Annotated in this window: 19 protein-coding genes; 14 read left to right on the top strand and 5 right to left on the bottom strand. The window is 66.8% G+C overall.

Going from position 1 to position 19910, the window contains the following annotated elements; all coding sequences use genetic code 11:
* The first annotated feature begins 58 nt into the window (after nucleotides 1–58).
* The 7 genes from ATO4_RS28760 (at nucleotide 59) to ATO4_RS22445 (ending at nucleotide 5847) form a co-directional block, all read left to right on the top strand.
* Nucleotides 59–184, top strand: coding sequence for a hypothetical protein (locus ATO4_RS28760; RefSeq protein WP_280940521.1), 126 nt, complete (start codon nucleotides 59–61; stop codon nucleotides 182–184).
* A complete protein-coding gene (locus ATO4_RS22470) occupies nucleotides 160–1077 on the top strand; it encodes a branched-chain amino acid ABC transporter permease LivH (protein ID WP_083594010.1) in 918 nt (305 codons plus the stop codon). Before ATO4_RS28760 ends, ATO4_RS22470 begins: the two co-directional genes overlap by 25 nt.
* 4 nt (nucleotides 1078–1081) lie before the next feature.
* Nucleotides 1082–2539: a high-affinity branched-chain amino acid ABC transporter permease LivM gene (gene livM / locus ATO4_RS22465; protein ID WP_083594009.1), complete on the top strand. Its 1458-nt coding sequence runs from the start codon at nucleotides 1082–1084 to the stop codon at nucleotides 2537–2539.
* A complete protein-coding gene (locus ATO4_RS22460; RefSeq protein WP_083594008.1) occupies nucleotides 2539–3498 on the top strand; it encodes an ABC transporter ATP-binding protein in 960 nt (319 codons plus the stop codon). Before livM ends, ATO4_RS22460 begins: the two co-directional genes overlap by 1 nt.
* Nucleotides 3495–4253, top strand: coding sequence for an ABC transporter ATP-binding protein (locus ATO4_RS22455; RefSeq protein ID WP_083594007.1), 759 nt, complete (start codon nucleotides 3495–3497; stop codon nucleotides 4251–4253). Before ATO4_RS22460 ends, ATO4_RS22455 begins: the two co-directional genes overlap by 4 nt.
* Nucleotides 4253–4606, top strand: coding sequence for a DUF6867 family protein (locus ATO4_RS22450; RefSeq protein WP_083594006.1), 354 nt, complete (start codon nucleotides 4253–4255; stop codon nucleotides 4604–4606). Before ATO4_RS22455 ends, ATO4_RS22450 begins: the two co-directional genes overlap by 1 nt.
* Before the next feature lie 143 nt (nucleotides 4607–4749).
* The gene (locus ATO4_RS22445) at nucleotides 4750–5847 is read left to right on the top strand and encodes a branched-chain amino acid ABC transporter substrate-binding protein (RefSeq protein ID WP_083594005.1); all 1098 of its coding nucleotides are present in this window, start codon (nucleotides 4750–4752) and stop codon (nucleotides 5845–5847) included.
* A gap of 298 nt (nucleotides 5848–6145) precedes the next feature.
* On the opposite strand, the gene ATO4_RS27885 is transcribed toward ATO4_RS22445, so the two are convergent.
* A complete protein-coding gene (locus ATO4_RS27885; protein WP_176223127.1) occupies nucleotides 6146–6514 on the bottom strand; it encodes a MarR family transcriptional regulator in 369 nt (122 codons plus the stop codon).
* Between the two features lie 454 nt (nucleotides 6515–6968).
* On the opposite strand from ATO4_RS27885, the gene ATO4_RS22435 reads away from it, so the two are divergent.
* From ATO4_RS22435 to ATO4_RS22410, 6 genes are all read left to right on the top strand, one after another.
* Nucleotides 6969–7253, top strand: coding sequence for an acyl carrier protein (locus ATO4_RS22435; RefSeq protein ID WP_083594003.1), 285 nt, complete (start codon nucleotides 6969–6971; stop codon nucleotides 7251–7253).
* A gap of 284 nt (nucleotides 7254–7537) precedes the next feature.
* Nucleotides 7538–8749: a beta-ketoacyl-ACP synthase gene (locus ATO4_RS22430; protein WP_083594002.1), complete on the top strand. Its 1212-nt coding sequence runs from the start codon at nucleotides 7538–7540 to the stop codon at nucleotides 8747–8749.
* A gap of 94 nt (nucleotides 8750–8843) precedes the next feature.
* A complete protein-coding gene (locus ATO4_RS22425) occupies nucleotides 8844–10130 on the top strand; it encodes a beta-ketoacyl-ACP synthase (protein ID WP_083594001.1) in 1287 nt (428 codons plus the stop codon).
* A gap of 34 nt (nucleotides 10131–10164) precedes the next feature.
* Entirely contained in the window at nucleotides 10165–11259 is a 1095-nt protein-coding gene (locus tag ATO4_RS22420) for a zinc-binding dehydrogenase (RefSeq protein WP_083594000.1), read from the top strand.
* The gene (locus tag ATO4_RS22415; protein ID WP_083593999.1) at nucleotides 11256–12197 is read left to right on the top strand and encodes a lipid A biosynthesis lauroyl acyltransferase; all 942 of its coding nucleotides are present in this window, start codon (nucleotides 11256–11258) and stop codon (nucleotides 12195–12197) included. Before ATO4_RS22420 ends, ATO4_RS22415 begins: the two co-directional genes overlap by 4 nt.
* Before the next feature lie 247 nt (nucleotides 12198–12444).
* Nucleotides 12445–14649 carry a beta-propeller fold lactonase family protein gene (locus tag ATO4_RS22410; RefSeq protein ID WP_176223126.1) on the top strand — a complete coding sequence of 735 codons (2205 nt, stop codon included), beginning with the start codon at nucleotides 12445–12447 and terminating at the stop codon, nucleotides 14647–14649.
* A gap of 747 nt (nucleotides 14650–15396) precedes the next feature.
* On the opposite strand, the gene ATO4_RS22405 is transcribed toward ATO4_RS22410, so the two are convergent.
* Nucleotides 15397–15774 carry a L,D-transpeptidase gene (locus ATO4_RS22405; protein WP_083594029.1) on the bottom strand — a complete coding sequence of 126 codons (378 nt, stop codon included), beginning with the start codon at nucleotides 15772–15774 and terminating at the stop codon, nucleotides 15397–15399.
* Between the two features lie 433 nt (nucleotides 15775–16207).
* Nucleotides 16208–17221 (bottom strand): alpha/beta fold hydrolase, encoded by a 1014-nt coding sequence (locus ATO4_RS22400; protein ID WP_210191124.1) that lies wholly within the window; start codon nucleotides 17219–17221, stop codon nucleotides 16208–16210.
* Nucleotides 17222–17370: 149 nt separating this feature from the next.
* Here ATO4_RS22400 and ATO4_RS22395 point away from each other — a divergent pair, with 149 nt between their 5' ends.
* A complete protein-coding gene (locus ATO4_RS22395) occupies nucleotides 17371–17895 on the top strand; it encodes a cupin domain-containing protein (protein ID WP_083593997.1) in 525 nt (174 codons plus the stop codon).
* On the opposite strand, the gene ATO4_RS22390 is transcribed toward ATO4_RS22395, so the two are convergent.
* Nucleotides 17871–18872: a LysR substrate-binding domain-containing protein gene (locus tag ATO4_RS22390; RefSeq protein ID WP_083593996.1), complete on the bottom strand. Its 1002-nt coding sequence runs from the start codon at nucleotides 18870–18872 to the stop codon at nucleotides 17871–17873. The two genes, ATO4_RS22395 and ATO4_RS22390, sit on opposite strands and share 25 nt — an antisense overlap.
* Nucleotides 18873–19011: 139 nt before the next feature.
* Nucleotides 19012–19620, bottom strand: a complete 609-nt coding sequence (locus ATO4_RS22385) for a hypothetical protein (RefSeq protein ID WP_083593995.1) — start codon at nucleotides 19618–19620, stop codon at nucleotides 19012–19014.
* Between the last annotated feature and the right edge of the window lie 290 nt (nucleotides 19621–19910).

The raw sequence follows: 19910 nt of genomic DNA, 5'->3' as shown, positions 1-19910 counted from the left end.
ATTGCAGTGCAGCAACGACGAGCGCCGACTTTTTTCACAGCCAAGACTTGCCACGCGCATGGCTGCCATGGAATTCATCATGCACACGGACGCGGCGCTCCTGACGAACGATGCCGCGCCGCTCGCCCTGATCAAGAAGAACCGGCACAAAGGCGGTCGATGGAATATTTTCTGCAGCAATTGATCAACGGGGTCACCCTCGGGTCGATCTACGGGCTGATCGCCATCGGCTATACGATGGTCTACGGCATCATCGGCATGATCAATTTCGCCCATGGCGAGATCTTCATGATCGGCTCCTTCATCGCGCTGACCGTCTTCCTGGCGCTGGCGGCGATCGGCATCACCTTCCTGCCGCTGGTCATCCTCCTGATGATCATCGTGGCGATGCTCTGCACCGCGGCCTGGGGATGGACCATCGAGCGGATCGCCTACCGCCCCTTGCGCGGCTCCTTCCGCCTCGCGCCGCTGATCACCGCGATCGGCATGTCGATCTTCCTGCAGAACTTCGTCCAGGTGACGCAGGGCGCGCGCGTCAAGCCGCTGCCGCCGCAGATCCAGGGCGGCATCACGCTGATGGACTCGCCGAGCGGCATCGTCGTCCAGATCTCGTGGATCCAGATCATCATCATCGCGATGACCATCGTCCTGATGACCGCCTTCTCGCTGATCATCTCGAAGACCTCGCTCGGGCGCCAACAGCGCGCCTGCGAACAGGACCGCAAGATGGCCTCGCTGCTCGGCGTCAACGTCGACCGGACGATCTCGCTGACCTTCGTGATGGGCGCGGCGCTCGCCGCCGTCGCCGGCATGATGTTCCTGCTCTATTACGGCGTCATCGACTTCTACATCGGCTTCATCGCCGGCGTGAAAGCCTTCACCGCGGCCGTCCTCGGCGGCATCGGCTCGCTGCCCGGCGCCATGCTCGGGGGCCTTGCCATCGGCCTGATCGAGACCTTCTGGTCGGGCTACTTCTCGGTCGAGTACAAGGACGTCGCCGCCTTCTCGATCCTCGCCATCGTCCTGATCTTCATGCCCTCCGGCCTGCTCGGCCGGCCCGAGGTCGAGAAGGTCTGAAGACATGACAGACACGACAAGCTCCGCCAGCGCCAACCGCCCGGAAGGCGCCGAGCGCCTCTCCGAGGACCGCCGCGACGCCATGCGCGGCGAACCACCCTTCGTCGAGGCCCCCACCGAAGACACCCGCCTCGTCCGCTCGCTCAAGGAAGCGGCGATCACCGCCGCCCTCGTCGCCGTCCTGACGGTGTTCTTCTTCGCCTTCTCGACCGACATCGCCGTCGGCGGCCTGGCGCTGACCGGCAACATCGCCCTCTGGCTGAAGTGGATCGCCGTCGCCTTCGCGGCGCGCTTCCTCCTGTCCTACTTCGTCTTCGGCGGCGAACGCCCGAGCATCGGCGGCTGGAAGAAGGTCGCCGCCGCCACCACGAAACTGCGGCTCGGCAAGATCGTCGGCGTGGCGCTGCTTTTGGTCGCCTTCACCCTGCCCTTCCTGCTCTCGACCTTCCTGCCCAGCCAGAACCGCTATCTCCTCGACCTCGCGATCCTCATCCTCACCTATGTGATGCTCGGCTGGGGCCTCAACATCGTCGTCGGCCTCGCCGGTCTGCTCGACCTCGGCTATGTCGCCTTCTATGCCGTCGGCGCCTATTCCTTCGCGCTGCTCGCCACCAATTTCGACCTGGGCTTCTGGGTCTGCCTGCCGATGGCCGGGCTGTTCGCGGCGATGTGGGGCATCGTGCTGGGCTTTCCGGTGCTGCGTCTTCGCGGCGACTATCTCGCCATCGTGACGCTCGCCTTCGGCGAGATCATCCGGGTCGTCCTCCTCAACTGGTACGATTTCACCGGCGGGCCGAACGGCATCCTCGGCATCCCGAAGCCCACCCTCTTCGGCCTCGAATTCTCCCGCGGCGAAGGGTCGTTCTCGGACTTCTTCGGGCTGGAATATTCCTCGATCCAGCGCTTCGTCTTCCTCTACTACATCATCCTGGCGCTGGCGCTCCTGACCAACTTCGTCACCATGCGGATGCGCAAGCTGCCGGTCGGACGGGCCTGGGAAGCCCTGCGCGAGGACGAGATCGCCTGCCGGTCGCTCGGCATCAACACCGTCAACGTCAAGCTCACCGCATTCGCCACGGGCGCGATGTTCGGCGGCTTCGCCGGCTCGTTCTTCGCCACCCGCCAGGGCTTCATCTCGCCGGAGAGCTTCACCTTCATCGAATCGGCGATCATCCTCGCCATCGTGGTGCTGGGGGGGCTCGGCTCGCAGCTCGGCGTCGTCATCGCCTCGGTGGTGATGATCGGCGGCATCGAGCTCCTGCGCAACCTCACCGGGCTGCAGGCGATCTTCGGCGCCGGCTTCGATCCGACCCAGTATCGCATGCTGATCTTCGGCCTCGCGATGGTGGTGATCATGGTGTGGAAGCCGCGCGGTCTCGTCTCCACCCGCTCGCCATCGGCGGTCTACAAGGAAAAGAAGACGATCGGCGCCGATCTCGTCGCACAGGGCGAGGGTCACTGATGCTGAACGAAAACCGCAACTGGGCGGCCGATCCGGTCCTGTCCGTCGAGCACCTGACGATGCGCTTCGGCGGCCTCGTCGCCGTGGACGACCTGTCCTTCGACGTCGGGCGGGGCGACATCACCGCCCTGATCGGCCCGAACGGCGCCGGCAAGACCACCGTGTTCAACTGCGTCACCGGCTTCTACAAGCCGACCGAGGGGCGCATCGCGCTCCGCCGCAAACACGGCGTCTCGTCGCAGGCGATCGGCGACCTGACGAAGAGCGGCAAGCAGTACAGCGAGGACGCCGACAAGGCGGTGTTCCTGCTGGAGCGTATGGCCGACTTCAAGATCACCGAAGTCGCCGGCGTCGCCCGCACCTTCCAGAACATCCGCCTGTTCGGCGGCATGACCGTTCTGGAGAACCTGCTCGTCGCCCAGCACAACAAGCTGATGCGCGCCTCCGGCTACTCCATCGCCGGCCTTCTCGGCCTGCCCGGCTATCGCCGCGCGGCCAAGGCGGCCCAGGATCTGGCGGTCGAATGGCTGCGCCGGGTCGATCTCCTCGACCGGGCGGACGATCCGGCGGCGGACCTTCCCTATGGCGACCAGCGGCGGCTGGAGATCGCCCGGGCGCTGTGCACGGACCCGGTGCTGCTGTGCCTCGACGAGCCGGCGGCCGGCCTCAACCCGCGCGAATCGGCCGAACTCAACGGTCTTCTGAAATCCATCCGCAACGATCACGGCGTCTCCGTTCTCCTGATCGAGCACGACATGGGCGTCGTCATGGAGATCTCCGACCACATCGTCGTTCTCGACTACGGCAAGAAGATCTCCGACGGCACCGCCGCCGAGGTGCGCAGCGATCCCAAGGTCATCGCCGCCTATCTCGGCGTCGACGACGAGGAAGTGGAGGAGGTCGAACGCGATCTCGAGGTGAGCGCCGCGCGCGCATCCGCCGAGGGAGGAACCCGATGAGCGCGGCACAGCACGTCGAGACGCAACCGACCGGCGAACCGCTTCTCACGGTGCGCGGCGTCGAGACCTTCTACGGCAAGATCCAGGCCCTGCGCGGTGTCGACATCGACGTCCACCGCGGCGAGATCGTCACGCTGATCGGCGCCAACGGCGCCGGCAAGTCGACGCTGATGATGACGATCTGCGGCAACCCCCAGGCGAGGACCGGCCACATCGTCTACAACGGCAAGGACATTACCAACCTGCCGACCCACGACATCATGTCGATGTCGATCGCCCAGTCACCGGAGGGTCGCCGGGTGTTCCCGCGCATGACGGTGATGGAAAACCTGCAGATGGGCGCGATCCTCGAGGACGAGAAATGGTTCGAGGACGACCTGCGCAAGGTGTTCGAGCTGTTCCCGCGGCTGAAGGAGCGGCGCGGCCAGCGTGGCGGCACCCTGTCGGGCGGCGAGCAGCAGATGCTGGCGATCGGCCGGGCCCTCATGAGCCGGCCGAAGCTCCTCCTCCTCGACGAGCCCTCGCTCGGCCTCGCTCCGCTGGTCGTCAAGCAGATCTTCGCGGTGATCCGCGAACTCAACGCCAATGAGGGCCTGACCGTCTTCCTGGTCGAGCAGAACGCCTTCCATGCCCTGCGCCTCGCCCATCGCGGCTACGTCATGGTCAACGGCGCGATCACCATGGCCGGCACCGGACGCGAACTGCTCGCGCGGGAGGAAGTCCGCAGCGCCTATCTCGAAGGGGGGGCGCACTGATGACGCCGGAAATGGGCCTCTTGTGGGAAGTCGCCATCGCCGAGTTCCTCTTCGTCACCGTGATCCTCGGCGGCGGCGGCGCCTGGATGATCGGCCGCTCGACGGCGCTGACCTGGAGCGGCTGGGGCCTCCTTGCCTTCTATCTCCTGCTTTTGACGATCGCGGTCCGCTTCATCCATTTCAGCCTGTTCAACGGCACGTTCTTCTTGCCGCTTTCGCACTTCGGGACCGGGTTATACTATGCCGTCGTCGACTATGTCGTGCTGGCTGCCATCGCTGCGGCCGGACGCATCTTCGTCAGGAACCGGCAGATGGCCAGGCAATACGGCTTCCTCGATCGAGTCTCGAGCTGACTCGTCGGAAAAAGCTGAGGTTTTTTGGCTTGTTACGCTTCCATGACGGAGCGTTCCGGGCTTTAATCCCCGTCAGGTAGGGGGAGGTCGCTACCTGGTGCGGCGGTCTCGTCGCAAAGTCGTTCAACACAGGGAAGGTTCGTATGAAGAAGGCACTTCTTTTAGGCGCGGCGCTCAATCTCGTCTTCGCGGGCGCAGCCTTTGCCGACATCACGATCGGCGTCGCCGGTCCGATGACCGGCCAGTATGCAAGCTTCGGCGAACAGCTGAAGATCGGCGCAGAGCAGGCGGTGAAGGACATCAACGCCAAGGGCGGCGTCAACGGCGAGATGCTGAAGCTGTCCGTCGGCGACGATGCCTGCGACCCCAAGCAGGCCGTCGCGGTCGCCAACAGCTTCGCCGGCGAGGGCGTGACCTTCGTCGCCGGCCATTTCTGCTCGGGTTCCTCGATCCCGGCCAGCCAGGTCTATGCCGACGAGCAGATCGTCCAGATCTCGCCGGCCTCGACCAATCCGGACTTCACCGACAAGCGTCCGGGCGACGGCGTGTTCCGCGTCTGCGGCCGCGACGACCAGCAGGGCGAAGTCGCCGGCAACTACATCGCCAAGAACTTCCCCGACGCCAAGGTCGCGATCATCAACGACAAGACGGCCTACGGTAAGGGCCTCGCCGACCAGACCCAGAAGTTCTTCGAGGAAGCCGGCGGCAAGCCGGTCCTGACCGAGGCCTACACGGCCGGCGAGAAGGACTACACCTCGCTCGTCACCAAGATGAAGCAGGCGGGCGTCACCCTCGTCTATATCGGCGGCTACCACACCGAAGCCGGCCTGATGGCGCGCCAGATGCGCGAACAGGGCATGGACACGACGATCATGTCCGGCGACGCGCTGGTCACCGACGAGTACTGGGCGATCACCGGCGATGCCGGCGCCGGCACGCTGATGACCTTCTCGCCCGATCCGCGCCAGAACGCGGAAGCCAAGCCCGTCGTCGAGGCGCTCGAGGTGGAAGGCAAGACCGCCGAGGGCTACGTCCTCTACACCTATGCCGCCATCCAGGCCTGGGCCGATGCGGCCAACAAGGCCGGCTCGACCGACTACGACCCGATCGTCAAGGCGCTCGACGAAGGCACCTTCGACACCGTCATCGGCTCGCTCGAGTTCGACGACAAGGGCGACGTCACCCTGCCGGGCTACGTCATGTACGAATGGAAAGACGGCAAGTACGCCCAGCTGAACTGAGCCGGTTGAACCGAGCCAGCTGAACTAGCCAGTTGGACCGAGACTGGCGGCGGGGCCGGGCAACCGGCTCCGCCCCGGCACATCGGCACATGAAACGGAAAAGGCCGCGTCGGATCGACTGCGGCCTTTCCTTTGTACCCGAACCGCTTGTACTCGGACCGCATGGCGGGTTGTACCCGAAGCGCATGGCGGGCGGTGGGCTCGCGCGACGTTGCGCAGCGCGGTCATGGCGATTCGCGGCTCTCCAGGCACGGCCGTTGCACGCCGACCCGGCATTCGACGACGCACGCCCTGCCCGTCAGTGGCTGATCGCCCTGTCGAGCCCCTTCAGCCCGGCCTCCAGTCCGAGCCTCTCATCCTCTGACAGGTTCTTCAGGACCGCAACTTCGGCCTCGATGATCTTGGGCAGGAGATGGTTGAGCGCGGCCCTGCCGTCTTCGGTGAGCGTCAGATATTCGAAGCGCCGGTCCGAGGTCGCCCGCTCCCGCGAGACCCAGCCCCGCTGGTCGAGCGAGGCGACCGCCCGGCTGACCTTGGTCTTGTCCATCGCCGTCAGGTCCACGATGTGCGACGAGGTCAGCTTGGCGCGTTCGCTGCCGAGCGCCAGCAGCACGGCGAATTCCGGCGAGGTCAGCCCCTGCTCGCGCTTGTGGACCCGCGATGTCACGCGTCCGAGAGCCGTGGCCGCCCGAATCAGGCGGTTGGAAACGAGACGTCGGTCGTCTTGGTCAATCAGGCCTCCCATGATCTGGCCCCTTGGCTGAATGGTTGTCGTTGGTCGCAGCGTCGGCAATCCCGAAGAACAGCCGACGATGTCGACACGTCGCATGTACGAAGCCAGCCACGTTTCTTGGCGTTTCCTTGCAGACCATGAGGGTTGATTGCACGGCAAACGCAACTTCAACTTTGCGCGCTTTGGGCCCATGTGCAAGGTGTGACTGTTGAAAAACGTTCGCATCGGCCAAAAGTGCAACGTCCCCCGAGTTGTTGCGCGTCAACCTCACCCCCAGACGGGGGCCGTCGCCCCGGCGTGGGCGCTGCCGAACACGCTTTGCTTTTCGCCCGCCAATTCCCTATAGCTTCGCGCCAATCCGAACAGAGCAGCGTATAAGGATAGGTCATTGTCCTCAACATTCGACCGAGTCGCCGACATCATTGCCGAAACCAGCGAGATCGACCGCGAGGAGATCACGCCGGAGAGCCACACCATCGAGGATCTGGGGATCGATTCCCTCGACTTCCTCGACATCGTCTTCGCGATCGACAAGGAATTCGGGATCAAGATCCCGCTCGAGAAGTGGACGCAGGAGGTCAACGAGGGCCAGGTTCCGACGGAGGAATACTTCGTCCTCAAGAATCTGTGCGCCAAGATCGACGAGCTCGTCGCCGCCAAGGCGGCCGGCTGAGACGGTCCGAAGGTTGGACGGACGGGGGCGGCGCCCTTCGAAAATCCGCGCCTGCCGTCTATATGGCGTCTGCGGGCGGCGCGGACCGCCCCGGCGGCAAGCTTGATGAACGGCGCGCACGATCGGGCTCGTCGCGCGAGGCGGGCCGGTGACGGGCCGCTCCCCAACCGCCTGGCGGGATCGACGCTGCCAGAGCCGGCGCCGGCAGGATCCGCCATCTACACGGGACGCGAGACGGCGAACGACCCTTCGCCCTCGAGCATCGGGATCTATGGACACATCGCATGAATAATCCGTCAAGGGACGTTCTGATCACCGGGATCGGTCTGGTCTCATCCCTCGGCGAGGGCATCGGCGCGCATCTCGACGTCCTCGCCAAGGGTCCCGGGCTGCAGCCGAACATCAAGACGGAGGGCTACGAGCCCTATTTCGTCCACGGCCTGCCGGCGATCGACTGGTCGCGCCAGATCCCCAAGAAGGGCGATCTGCGCCAGATGGAGACCTGGCAGAAGCTCGGCACCTATTCGGCGGGGCTGGCGCTGGAAGACGCCGGGATTCCGATGGACGAGGCCGTGCGGGCCGAGATCGACATGATCGTCGCGGCCGGCGGCGGCGAGCGCGACGCTGCCGTCGACGCGATGGTGATGGAACGCGCCCGCGGCTCGAACGACACCGAGAAGGTCATCAACGACACGCTCTCGAGCGAACTCCGTCCGACGCTGTTTCTCGCCCAGCTGTCCAATCTTCTCGCCGGCAACATCTCGATCGTCCACAAGGTCACCGGCTCGTCGCGCACCTTCATGGGCGAGGAGGCGGCCGGCATCTCGGCGCTCTATTCCGCCAAGGCGCGGATCGCCTCCGGCCAGAGCGAGATCTGCCTCGTCGGCGGTGCCTTCTCGGCCGAGCGCAAGGACCTGATCCTCAATTTCGACCTCGCCGGACTGCTGCTCAAGGACGAGTGGCGGCCGGTCTTCGCCCGCTCCGGCGCCCATCAGGGCATCGCCGCCGGCAGCGTCGGCGCGTTTCTGGTGCTGGAGTCGCCGGAACATGCCGAACGCCGCGCGGCGAAGGCCTATGCCCGGCTCGTCTCGGCCGTCGGCGATCGCGGTCGCCGGGATCCGGAAAAGACGGCGACGCGCTTTGCGGCGCTGCTGCCCGACGTCACCGCGCCGATGGACGAGGTCGTGGTGCTCTCCGGCGCCACCGGCCTCGGCGATTTGACCCGGACCGAGCGCCAGGTGCTGGCGGAGCGTCTCGCCGGCGCCCCGGTGCGCGCCTATGGCACGATGCTCGGCCACTCCTTCGAAGCGCAGATGCCGGCGGGCGTCGCGCTCGCCGCCGGAGCGCTGGCCCGCGGCATGGCCATCCCCGCCTTCGACACCGGCGAGGAACGGCCCTGCGAGGCTCCGCCCCGCCAGGCGGTCGTCACCAGCCTCGGCCACCTCCACGGCGAGGGCGTCTGCCTCGTCGAGGCGATCGAGGGCGCCAGCCGATGACGACGCCATCGAACGAGAGGGCGTCGAATGGCGGCGCGGGCCTTCCGGCCTTCCGGCTGCAGCCCTCCTTCAAGGATATCAGGAGCGTTTCCCCATGAGCGCCAGCGACACCGACTTCCTCGGCCGCCCGGTCATCGCCGTCACCGGCCTCGGCATCGTCTCCTCCCTCGGCAAGGGCGTCGAGGCGAACTGGGAGGCGCTCACCGCCGGGCGCTCGGGCATCCACCGGATCGACCGCTTCTCCACCGACGGCCTGCGCACGACGATCTCCGGCAGCGTCGACTTCATGGGCGAGATGGGCCGGACCTCGACCGGCCTCTCCTACGCCATGGCGGAAGCCGCCGGATCCGAGGCGATCCGCATGGCCGGGCTGAAGGACGACGATTTCGCCGGGCCGCTGTTTCTCGCCGCACCGCCGGTGGAGATGGAATGGCAGCATCGCCTCGGCCTCGACAGGATGGACGGCGCCGCGACCACTGAGGCCGGCTACGACCGACTGCTCGAGATCGCCCGCCAGCATCCCGACCCGTCGATCTACCATCTCACCCAGTGCAGCCGGATCTCCGAGCTGCTCGCCGACCGCCTCGGCACGCGCGGTTTGCCGATCACCCTGTCGACGGCCTGCGCGTCCGGCGCCAGCGCCATCCAGCTCGGCGTCGAGGCGATCCGCCGCGGCGAGACGGATCGGGCCATCACCATCGGCACCGACGGCTCGATCACCCAGGAATCGCTGATCCGCTTCTCGCTGCTGTCCGCCCTGTCGACCCAGAACGACGAGCCGGAAAAGGCCTCCAAGCCGTTTTCCAAGGACCGCGACGGCTTCGTCATGGCCGAGGGCGCAGGTGCCCTGGTGCTGGAATCCTACGCCTCCGCGAAAGCCCGCGGCGCGACGATCTACGGCCTCATCCTCGGTTGCGGCGAACGGGCCGACGACTTCCATCGGACCCGGTCGAAGCCCGACGGCTCGCCGATCATCGCGGCGATCAAGGCGGGCCTCGCCGATGCCGGGCTCGAACCGGACGGCATCGACTACATCAACGCCCACGGCACCTCGACGCCGGAGAACGACCGGATGGAGGCCATGGGCCTTGCGGCGGTCTTCGGCGACCGGCTGAAATCGACGCCGATCTCCTCCAACAAGTCGATGATCGGCCACACGCTGACGGCTGCCGGCGCCATCGAGGCGGCCTTCTCGATCCTGTCGCTGAAGGACGCCATCCTGCCGCCGACGATCAACCACGCCAATCCGGACCCCGCCATCGACCTCGACGTCGTGCCGAACGTGGCGCGGCGCCAGGAGATCGGCGCGGTTCTCTCCAGCTCCTTCGGCTTCGGCGGGCAGAACGCCTGCCTCGTGCTCGGCCGCGCCCCCGGCGCCTGAGCACCGGCCACATCCAGAACGTCAGGGCTTTTTCATGCGCGCACTCCAGCTCTTCGGCGACCGCGACCTTCGAGCCGTCGACGTCTCCCCTCCCCCGGCCCCGGCAGCCGGCGAGGTGACCGTCAGGATCGCCGCCGTCGCACTCAACCACATCGACGTCTGGGGCTGGCGCGGCATGGCCTTCGCCAAGCGCAAGATGCCGCTCACCGTCGGCGCCGAAGCCTCCGGTGTCGTCGAGGCGATCGGCGAAGGCGTCGCCTCGGTGCTGCCGGGACAACTGGTCTCGATCTACGGCGCGCGCACCTGCGGGCTCTGCCGCCACTGCCGGGCGGGCCGCGACAATCTCTGCGAAAACGTCGGCGGCGTGCATGGCTTCCATCTCGACGGCTTCGCGCAGGAGAAGATCAACCTTCCCGCCCGCCTCCTGGTGCCCGCCCCTCCCGGCTGCGACGCCGTCGGCGCGGCGCTCGCCCCGGTGACCTTCGGCACGGTCGAGCACATGCTGTTCGACAATGCCAAGCTCGAGCCCGGCGAGACGATCCTGATCCATGCGGGAGGCTCGGGCATCGGTTCGGCCGCGATCCAGCTCGCCAAGCGCATGGGCTGCACGGTGATCACCACCGTCGGATCGGACGACAAGGCGGAGCGGGCCAGGGCACTCGGCGCCGACCACGTCATCAACTACCGCGTCGACCGCTTCGAGGGCGTCACCCGGAAACTGACGAAGAAGAAGGGCGTCGACGTCGTCTTCGAGCATGTCGGGGCCGACACCTGGGCCGGCTCCATGCTGTGCCTGAAGCGCGGCGGGCGCCTCGTCACCTGCGGCTCGACCTCGGGCGTCTCGACCCAGATGAACCTGATGCAGCTGTTCCAGCAGCAGCTGAAGCTCCTCGGCTCCTTCGGCTGCCGCATGGAGAACATGGCGAATGCCATGGAGAAGATGGCGCGCGGCCTCGTCCATCCGGTGATCGACACCGAGATCGGCTTCGACGGCATCGACCTCGCCCTGAAGCGCATGGAGGCGCGCGAGGTGTTCGGCAAGATCATCCTGCGGGTCGGCCAGGATGGGGCCGGCGACGGGGCCAGCGATGGGCCAGGCGACGGGGAAACCGGCGCAACGCCCGCATGAACCCACGCCTCCTGAAACTCGCGCTCCGGGCCAAGCGGGCGACCGACTTCGTCACCGCCAAGACGCTGTTCGGCCTGCTGCGGCTTCTGCGCCTGCTGCCAGCCGATGCCGGGCTGGCGATCGCCGACCGGGCGGCGCGGCTGCTCGGCCCCTTGTCCTGGCGCCACAAGCTGGCGAGGGAAAACCTCGCCCGCGCCTTTCCCGAGAAGGATGCTGCCTGGATCGAGGCGACGGCGCTGGCCAACTGGGGCCAGATGGGTCGGATCGCCGCCGAATTCGTCTATCTCGACGATCTCTTCGACTTCGATCCCGACAGGCCCGGCGAAGGCCGGATCGAGGTTACGGGCGTCAAGACCTTCATCGAGCTGCGCGAGCGAAAAGGCCCCTTCATCTTCTTCACCGGGCATCTCGGCTGTTTCGAGCTGCTGCCGATCGGCGCTGCCGCCTATGGCCTGCAGTTCACCGCCTTGTTCCGCCAGCCCAACAACATCTATGTCGCCAAACGCGTCCAGGCGGCCCGGCGCACCGCCGGCGGCCACCTGATCCCGTCCAAGGCCGGCGCCGTCTGGTCGCTGGCCGGCATCCTGAAGGGCGGCGGCTCGGTGGGCGTCCTCGTCGACCAGAAGTTCCGCAAGGGCGTGCGCACGACCTTCTTCGGCCACTCGGTGAAGACCAACCCGCTGCTCCCCAAGCTCGCCCGCCAATACGACGCCGAGGTCTATCCGGCCCGCTGCATCCGGCTTCCGAACGGCCGCTACCGCCTGGAACTCCAGCCGCGGCTCGACCTGCCCCGCGACGCCGCCGGCCAGATCGACGTCGAGGCCAGCTGCCAGGCCCTCAACGACGTGGTCGAAGGCTGGGTGCGCGAGCACCCCGACCAGTGGATGTGGTTCCACGACCGCTGGCAGGTGATGCGGAAGCGGAAGAAGAAGCAGTAGGGAAGCCTCTAGCATTGCCACCGGCAGGACGGATGCAGCCGTCAACGCGTCAGATTTTTGGCATTACGGCCTGGTTACCTGTCACAGCGCATCACTCCACCTGCGTTATGATCACCAAGTCGCAATCGAGCAGCCACTTTGAACACCCAGCGGCGTATGCCGCTACTATTTTTGATTTTTTTCGAATTTAAAATAATCTGGAGTTGCGCTACCGTTGCGTCACTGTGGTTCTGTGGAGACCAAAAACGTGGCGACGGTAACTGGCGGGCTGACTCTAACGGACGACGTATCGAACTCGTCGCTTCTCCGGGCTTTTGGCGTGCACTCACTCACTATAAGTGGCCAGACATACATATATACCGCTGGAAATACCAGAAATACAGTGAACGGTTTTCGAATCGATGCTGCCGGTCAGCTTTCACCTCTACCCGTTGTTGCCGATGCCGGCCTCACAGCATTGGCGGGCGCATCGAACATCACGTCCATCACACTCCCAAGCGGGACTTATCTTTATGTAAATGGAAGTGAAGACGACGGCATCACCGTCTTCAAGGTCGCGAACAACGGCACGCTTTCCTTTGTGGACGTCATCTCGGACAACGCAACGCGAGAAATTGACGGCACGTTCGGGCGGATGGAAGTCACGTCTGTCGGGGGAACCAATTTTCTTGTCGCTTCGGGATACGGCGATTCCGGCTTCAGCGTCTTCAGAATTGGGGCCGACGGACGTCTTACGGCGACCGACAATGAGGACGATGCGGCCAGCCCCAACAACCAGCTGCTGGAAGCTGCCGATGTCCAGTCCATCAGAGTTGGCAACCAGACGTTCCTGGTGATCGCAGGCATAGGAGACGATGGGCTGACGGCCTTTCGGCTGAACGGCGACGGGACGGTGAACCGAACAAGCTTCGTCGAAGACAATGAAACTCTGCCACTTAATTCTGCGGCTTCTCTTGAAACGGGCATCGTGCAGGGGCGCGCCTATGTCTTTGCGGCAGGAATATATGGACGCGGAATCGCCGTCTTTGAAATGACGGCTTCCGGTCAGCTGACAAACGTTGGAACATACGGACCCGACCAGCTCGGCATCGATGATGCTCGAGGAATGACGATATTCGAAGTCGACGGACAGACATTCCTGTCTGTGAGTGGTCCCAGCGACAACGCAATCGCCATCTTCGCGGTCGGCCAAGGGGGAACATTGACCCCCACCAATGCCAGATTTGTTGACACTCAAGCGTCGAGCATTTTCGGGACCTTGGACAACACGGTTGTTGGTGTTGGCGGCAACGTTTTCGTCTTCGCTTCTGGTTACAACAATTCAGGCGTCTCCGTCTTCGGCTTCGGCGCCGGCCCGGACAACCTCCAGGGCACCGCCGACGCCGACACGATGTTCGGCCTCGCTGCGAACGACGTTCTCAACGGCTTTGGCGGCAACGACGTCCTCGTCGGGGGCTCGGGTGCGGACCGGCTGAACGGTGGCGGCGGCTTCGATACGGCGAGCTACCAGGGCTCGAACGCCGGCGTCGTCGTCAATCTCGGCAACGGCACCGGCCGGTTTGGCCACGCCGCCGGCGATACGCTGGCGAGCATCGAAGGCGTCCTCGGCTCGAACTTCGCCGACACCCTCCTCGGCAATTCCGGGGCCAACACGCTGAATGGCGGCGGCGGCAACGACGTCGTCCGCGGCTATGCCGGCAACGATCGGCTGTTCGGCGGGGCCGGCAACGACCAGCTCGATGGCGGGTTCAACGCCGACACCCTTAGGGGCGGCGCCGGCAACGACACGCTGGCCGGCGGCGCCGGCGGCGACTTCCTCGACGGCGAGGCCGGCAACGACACGATCACCGGCGATGCCGATGGCGCCAGGGACATCATCGGCGGCGGCGCGGGCGTCGATACGCTGGACTACAGCGCGATCACCTCGGCGATCAACGTCAACCTCGTCGCCGGCTTCGCCACAGGCGCCGCGATCGGCACGGACCGTCTCTTCGGCATCGAGCGAGTGCTCGCAGGGTCCGGCAGCGACCGCCTGACCGCCAACGACTTCACCATCCTCCTCGGCGGCGGCGGCGGCAACGACATTCTCGTCGGCGGGGCGGGCAACAACAGCCTCTGGGGCGGGACCGGCAACGACAATCTGCGCGGCTTCGCCGGCTCCGACGTCCTCATCGGGGGCGCCGGCAACGACCGGCTGCAGGGCGACGCCGATTCCGATATCTTCGCCTTCGGCAACGGCTTCGGCCGGGACATCATCGCCGACTTCGAGGCGACGAACCCGGCCGAAAAGATCGATCTCTCCGCCGTCACCGCCATCACCTCATTCGCCGACCTCGCCGCCAACCACCTCACCCAGGTCGGTGCCAATGCCGTCATCACCGACGGCTTCAACACCATCACCCTCAACAACGTCGCCATCGCGGCGCTGGATGCGAGCGACTTCATCTTCTGAAGTCGGCGGCCCAGACGAGGCAAGGCTCTCGCCCATTTGACGCGGCGGCGGCGATCTCGGCGATTGCCGCCTCTTCGAGGAAGAGAGGCTGATCGGCAGGCCGGCGATGCGTCGGCCGACAGATCGCGCCGGAACGACTCGGGGCCGGTGCGCAAACCCGGTGAACCTGCGGAGCCGCCGTTGCTTACCACCGCATCCGGCATCCCGTGTCGCGATGGCGATGAATTCTTCAGCTCTTCGGCGCGGTCGATTCCCCGAAGGCCCGGACGCTGCGACCGGGGCGAGATCATCGTCTGCTGTGAGATCAGGGTCTGAGACTGCGGTCCGAGATCATCGGCGAGGCACCGATCCCGGCCCCATCTGCCATCGGCTACCGTCGGCCCCGGTCTTCGACCTGCGCCAGAGGGTTGCCGCTCAAGCGCCGCGCGGGCTCGATACCCGCGGTACGGGAGTCAATCTCTCGGCCGCTGATCGGCCGCTGATATGAGCCGACAGCCGCCCGCGCCAACGCCCGGGAGCAGGGACGAAGCAGCATCGACCGCACATCGATGCCGTCCGCGCGATGCCGTCGAAGATCGCAGGCCCGGGCCGTCCGGAAATGGGGCCCGGAGACAGCGAATTCCCGCCCATCCGGTGGAATTGTCCGTCCGCCGTCCCCGATCCTGACGCAGATCCGTCGCTTCGACCGGCACTGCCGAAACCGGCGAGCCTGTCCGCTCGCTCCGGGGCCGGACAGTTCCGCGCGTCTCAGCGCTGGACGACGATGCGGGTGTTGCGCATGCCGTTCTGCTTGACCAGCGAGTAGAACACCTTCGCATTGGCCGGGTGGAGGCGCACGCAGCCGTGGGAGGCGGGACGGCCGAGCCGGCCGATCGCGCCGGTGCCATGGATCGCATAGCCGCCATTGTAGAACACCGAATAGGGCATCGGCGACATGTCGTATTTGCGGGAGTACCACATGCGGTGGATCCGCTTCGCCGACCAGCTGCCGGTGGGCGTGCGATAGCCGCGACGGGCCGTCGAGACGGGCCAGCGATACATCACCCGGCCATCATTGATGACCGTCAGGGTCTGGGACGAGAGATCGACCTTCGCCACAAGACCGGCTTCGGCCGTGGAGACCATCGAGAAACACGAGGCGAGCGCCAGCGCGATCGCCAGAGCAAACTTTTTCACAGCACAACTCCTGCCAACACATTGTCGTCTTTTTGCCCCGAAATGACCGTAATTTCACGAGCTCTGTGAATCAATTGCCAATGTCGTGATCGCAGAGGTTGCCGCTCGCGGCCGTCATCCCCGCCGTTCTCCCGCAGGGGCGTCCTCCCGCCGGGCAGGCTCCGCGCTCGCCGGACGTGGCCGTCTTCCGAAGAATCCGGGATTGCCGGAAAGTGCGCCCCTGTGGGGCGGCAGGCGCGAGGGCAAGATGGCGGCGGGCGCGATCGGCTTCATCCGATCCTCTTCGCAGGGCCTGCCGGAAGCCGGTCGACCTCTATCGGATCATGCTCCAGCGGTCTCGCCCCGGATGGTCGCTGCCGCGGGCGCCCGGCGGTGGTCCCGGTCAGGCGCCACCTGCGCGGCGCTCGCTGCGCGAAACGATCCGGCCCGGTGCGTCGCCCGCGAGCCGCCCCTCGATCAGCCAGTCGCCGGCGAGCGGCCAGAGCGACTGGCTGAAGCGGCCATGGAAGAAGGCGAAGTGACCGATCTCGGCGGTCCCGACATCCCCGGGCGCGAGCCGCAGATGGGTGCGGTCGGCGCCCGAATAATAGGCGAGAAGGCGGGCGATGGCAGCGTCGGTGGCGAAGGGATCGTCGCTGATGCCGATGGCGAGGAGACGCGCGCGGGTTGCGCTGTGGCGCCGCGAGAGTTCGGCGCGGTCGAGGGCGGTCTCGAGGCTCGCCTCGAAACGCGGCCCCATGCGACTCCAGTCCCGCACCACGCCGCGCGGCACGTCCTCCAGCCAGCCCAGCCGCGCGCCCGGGAAATAGCCGAGGATGGCGGTGACGGCCGGCATGAAGAGGTGCCACTTCAGAACCATCGCGCGTCGCGAGCGGGGAGCATAGTCGCGCCAGTAGGCGAACTGCGCGCCCACGGTGACGATCGCCTCCAGCCGCACCGAACTCGGCGCAAGCCCGATGGCGAAGCCGCCGATGGAATGGCCGACCGCCATGAGGGCCCGTCCCGGCCATCGCTCCAGCGCATATGCGAGGACCGCCTCGGCGTCGAGCGCCCCCCAGGCGGCCCAGCCGGCATCGAGCGCCCGCAGCGGCGTCGAGCGCGACTGGCCGATGCCGCGATAGTCGAAGGTCAGGACCGTCGCGCCCCGCCCCGCCAGCCAGGCGGCAAAGCGGGCATAATAACGCGCCAGAACCGCCGTCGCGGCGTGGACGACGACGACGGGGCCGTGCGCCTCGCCATGCCAGATGCTGCCGCGGATCGGGTAGCCGTCGGCGGCAAGGACGGTGAAGGCCTCGTCGGGCGGTGCCGGAACGTCCCCAATGCTGGCGCCGGCGCCGGATCGGCGGGGGCGGGCCGTGTCTGGTCCAGCCGCCAGCGGTAGAGCATCAGTGTCCACATCGTCATCCTTCGCGCGAGCCTGCCTGCCGGACAGGATCCGGCAAAGCATCGGTCGCGCCAAGTGAGCTTTTCTCGTCCCCGGCTGAGGGTATCTCAGTTGCGAGCGAGCCGCGATCGGCGCTCAATTGCGCCAAGGAGACCTCCGCCATGTCCCGAGATCCTGCATCCCCCCGCCCCTCACCCGTCGTCCGGCTCGACGAGCTGACGCTGGTCTCACAGACGCAGGGCGACCGTTTCGCCGCCGCAATGGCGCCGATCGCGGCGCCGCTGGGCGCGGCCCATCTCGGCGCCCGCCTCGTCGAGGTACCGCCCGGCAAGGCGGCATGGCCCTTCCACAGCCACCACGGCAACGACGAGATGTTCGTCGTTCTCTCCGGGACCGGCACCGTCCGCTTCGGCGAGGCGCGCTACGAGGTTACGGCGGGGGCAGTCGTCGTCTGCCCGGCCGGCGGGGCGGAGACGGCCCACCAGATGATCGCGACGGGCAGCGAGCCGTTGCGCTACGTCGCCATCAGCACGATGCGCGAGCCGGACGTCATGGAGTATCCCGACAGCGGCAAGATCACCGTGTTCGCAGGCGCGGCGCCGGGCGGCGACAAGGCGATGCGCCGGGTGGCCGCCTCGTTCCGGGCGGAAGATGCCGTCGACTACTGGTCGGGCGAAGAAGAGTGAGGTCTCTCCCTTGACGGCATGGCGCCGGGCTCGCCGCCCTCGCCCGCCGCGTCGGCCATCCAGCGGCTGAGGTTGCGCACCCGCCGATCCCGCGCCAGCGCCTCCGGATAGACGAGATAGTAGCCGCCTCCGGCCGCAATGCGGTGGGCGAAGGGCTCGCTCAACCGTCCGGCGCCGACGTCGTACGCCGCCATCTCCACGCCGGCCAAAGCGAAGCCTGCCCCATCCATCGCCGCGCGCAGCGATAGCCCGGCGGAATCCACCGTCATCACCGAAGCCGGGCGGATCGGGCCGCCCGGCAGGGTGTCGTTCCAGCGGACGTAGTTCTCCCGGCGATGCCGGGACAGGAACAGCGTCGCCCGGCCGATCCGCGCGCGGATCTCCTCCAGATCGGGGGGATCCGCTGTCGCGGGGCCGAAGAGGCCGACATGCTCCTCGAACAACAGGTCCGCCCGCAGCCCCCGCCAGTTGCCCCGTCCGTGCCGGACGGCGACGTCGGCGGCGCCGGAGGCGAGGTCCACGGCGTCCTGGGTGGTCGAGATCAGGAGGTCGAAGCCGGCACGCTCGAGGGGATGGCGCGCCAGCCGGGGCAAGAGCCAGTGCGAGGCGAAGGTCGGCAGCATCGACAGCCGCAGCGGCCCGCTCCCGCGCTCCTGCCGCAGCCCGGCCACCGCCCCGGCGATCCGGCCGAAGCCGCCGGTCAGTTCGGGCGCCAGCCTTGCGCCCGCTTCTGTGAGGACGAGGCCGCCCGCGAGCCGCTGCATCAGCGTCACGCCCAGAGCCTCTTCCAGGATCCGCAGCTGATGGCTGACGGCGGACGGCGTCACCGCCAGTTCGAGCGCCGCCTGCTTGATCGACAGATGACGCGCCGCCGCCTCGAAGGCGCGAAGCGCATTGAGCGGAACGTTCAGCCGGTGCTGCGCATGGGCCGTGGGCGGCTCCGGTTCGAGCCGAGCGGAATAGAGACCATCGTCCATGACACGGCTTCCCTCGAACGGCTGACCGCATCCGGCGGCGGATGCGGGAGGTGATATCGCGTCGCCATCGGGATGCACCCACCAGGACAGGCGGTGGCCCTAATGGATCGCCCGCTTGGCCCGAGCCGGTGGCTTCCACTCAGCCGCGGCGCACGCGGTCTTCCTCGAGCGCCAGGAGACCGAAGTCGAAATCGGTGCGATCGTCCTGGCTGCGCCGGAGCAATGTTCCGCTGCCGGCGACGAAACGGCTGTCGCAGGCCTGGATCAGCGCGCCCTCCTCCGCCAGCGCCGCATCGAACAGCCGGACGACGAGACGATTGGGATCCGGCGAATGCCGGCAGAAGGGCGTCAGGGCGGCCGCCGCTTCGCCTGCGGGCATCAGGCTGGCGAGAATGCCGAGGCCGACGGCCGGCGCCCGCCGCACACCCTGCAGGCCGTGCAGGCAGAGGCTCGCCTCCTCCGGCAGGTCGGCGACAAAGGCGATGATCCCGCGCATCTGGTCGAGCGTCGGGGCGGCGGCGGATGCGGGCTCCTCCACGTCGTCGAACTCGACCTTCAGGTGGCACTCCGGCGCAACGTCCTTAGGACCGAGATAGCTGCGCCCCGGGGTGACGATCGACAGGACGTGGCTCGGCCGCAGTTCGGCGTGGAAGCGCCGCGCTTCCGACTGCCCGCAGACCAGCATGCGGCAGGGCCAGCCGCGAGGATGGCGGCCGGCATTTGCGAGCGAATGAAACGCCGTGACCAAATCACCCTCCACAGGCTCTGCCGACCGGCTGCATCCGGCAATTATGCACTCCCGGAGCCGCTCGCGCCAAGCCGAAAAGCGGGACGATCAGGGCAGCACCGCCCGGTTCGACCCGATCCCCGCCGGAGGAGGTCCTGCACCGGGCCGTCCGTTTCATCCCCGAACCTGTGACATAACCATCGGGCGCAGATACTTGGCGGAACAGGACGCCCTTTCGGCCGGCAGGCAGCCTTCTCGACACCCGGCGAAATAATTCTCGCCACACCCGGAACCCGGGCGAGACCCGTGCA

It is taken from the genome of Aurantimonas sp. 22II-16-19i (assembly GCF_002088275.1).
Lineage (GTDB): Bacteria > Pseudomonadota > Alphaproteobacteria > Rhizobiales > Rhizobiaceae > Jiella.
The sequence above is the reverse complement of the archived record's forward strand: the minus strand, read 5'-3'. Positions and strand labels throughout refer to the sequence as shown.

Excerpts from the sequence above, each read along its gene's own strand:
- ATO4_RS28760 (WP_280940521.1), top strand. The coding sequence starts at position 59 with ATGGCTGCCATGGAATTCATCATGCACACGGACGCGGCGCTCCTGACG.
- ATO4_RS22470 (WP_083594010.1), top strand. The coding sequence starts at position 160 with ATGGAATATTTTCTGCAGCAATTGATCAACGGGGTCACCCTCGGGTCG.
- livM (WP_083594009.1), top strand. The coding sequence starts at position 1,082 with ATGACAGACACGACAAGCTCCGCCAGCGCCAACCGCCCGGAAGGCGCC.
- ATO4_RS22460 (WP_083594008.1), top strand. The coding sequence starts at position 2,539 with ATGCTGAACGAAAACCGCAACTGGGCGGCCGATCCGGTCCTGTCCGTC.
- ATO4_RS22455 (WP_083594007.1), top strand. The coding sequence starts at position 3,495 with ATGAGCGCGGCACAGCACGTCGAGACGCAACCGACCGGCGAACCGCTT.
- ATO4_RS22450 (WP_083594006.1), top strand. The coding sequence starts at position 4,253 with ATGACGCCGGAAATGGGCCTCTTGTGGGAAGTCGCCATCGCCGAGTTC.
- ATO4_RS22445 (WP_083594005.1), top strand. The coding sequence starts at position 4,750 with ATGAAGAAGGCACTTCTTTTAGGCGCGGCGCTCAATCTCGTCTTCGCG.
- ATO4_RS22430 (WP_083594002.1), top strand. The coding sequence starts at position 7,538 with ATGAATAATCCGTCAAGGGACGTTCTGATCACCGGGATCGGTCTGGTC.
- ATO4_RS22425 (WP_083594001.1), top strand. The coding sequence starts at position 8,844 with ATGAGCGCCAGCGACACCGACTTCCTCGGCCGCCCGGTCATCGCCGTC.
- ATO4_RS22420 (WP_083594000.1), top strand. The coding sequence starts at position 10,165 with ATGCGCGCACTCCAGCTCTTCGGCGACCGCGACCTTCGAGCCGTCGAC.
- ATO4_RS22415 (WP_083593999.1), top strand. The coding sequence starts at position 11,256 with ATGAACCCACGCCTCCTGAAACTCGCGCTCCGGGCCAAGCGGGCGACC.
- ATO4_RS22405 (WP_083594029.1), bottom strand. The coding sequence starts at position 15,774 with ATGGTCTCCACGGCCGAAGCCGGTCTTGTGGCGAAGGTCGATCTCTCG.
- ATO4_RS22395 (WP_083593997.1), top strand. The coding sequence starts at position 17,371 with ATGTCCCGAGATCCTGCATCCCCCCGCCCCTCACCCGTCGTCCGGCTC.
- ATO4_RS22390 (WP_083593996.1), bottom strand. The coding sequence starts at position 18,872 with ATGGACGATGGTCTCTATTCCGCTCGGCTCGAACCGGAGCCGCCCACG.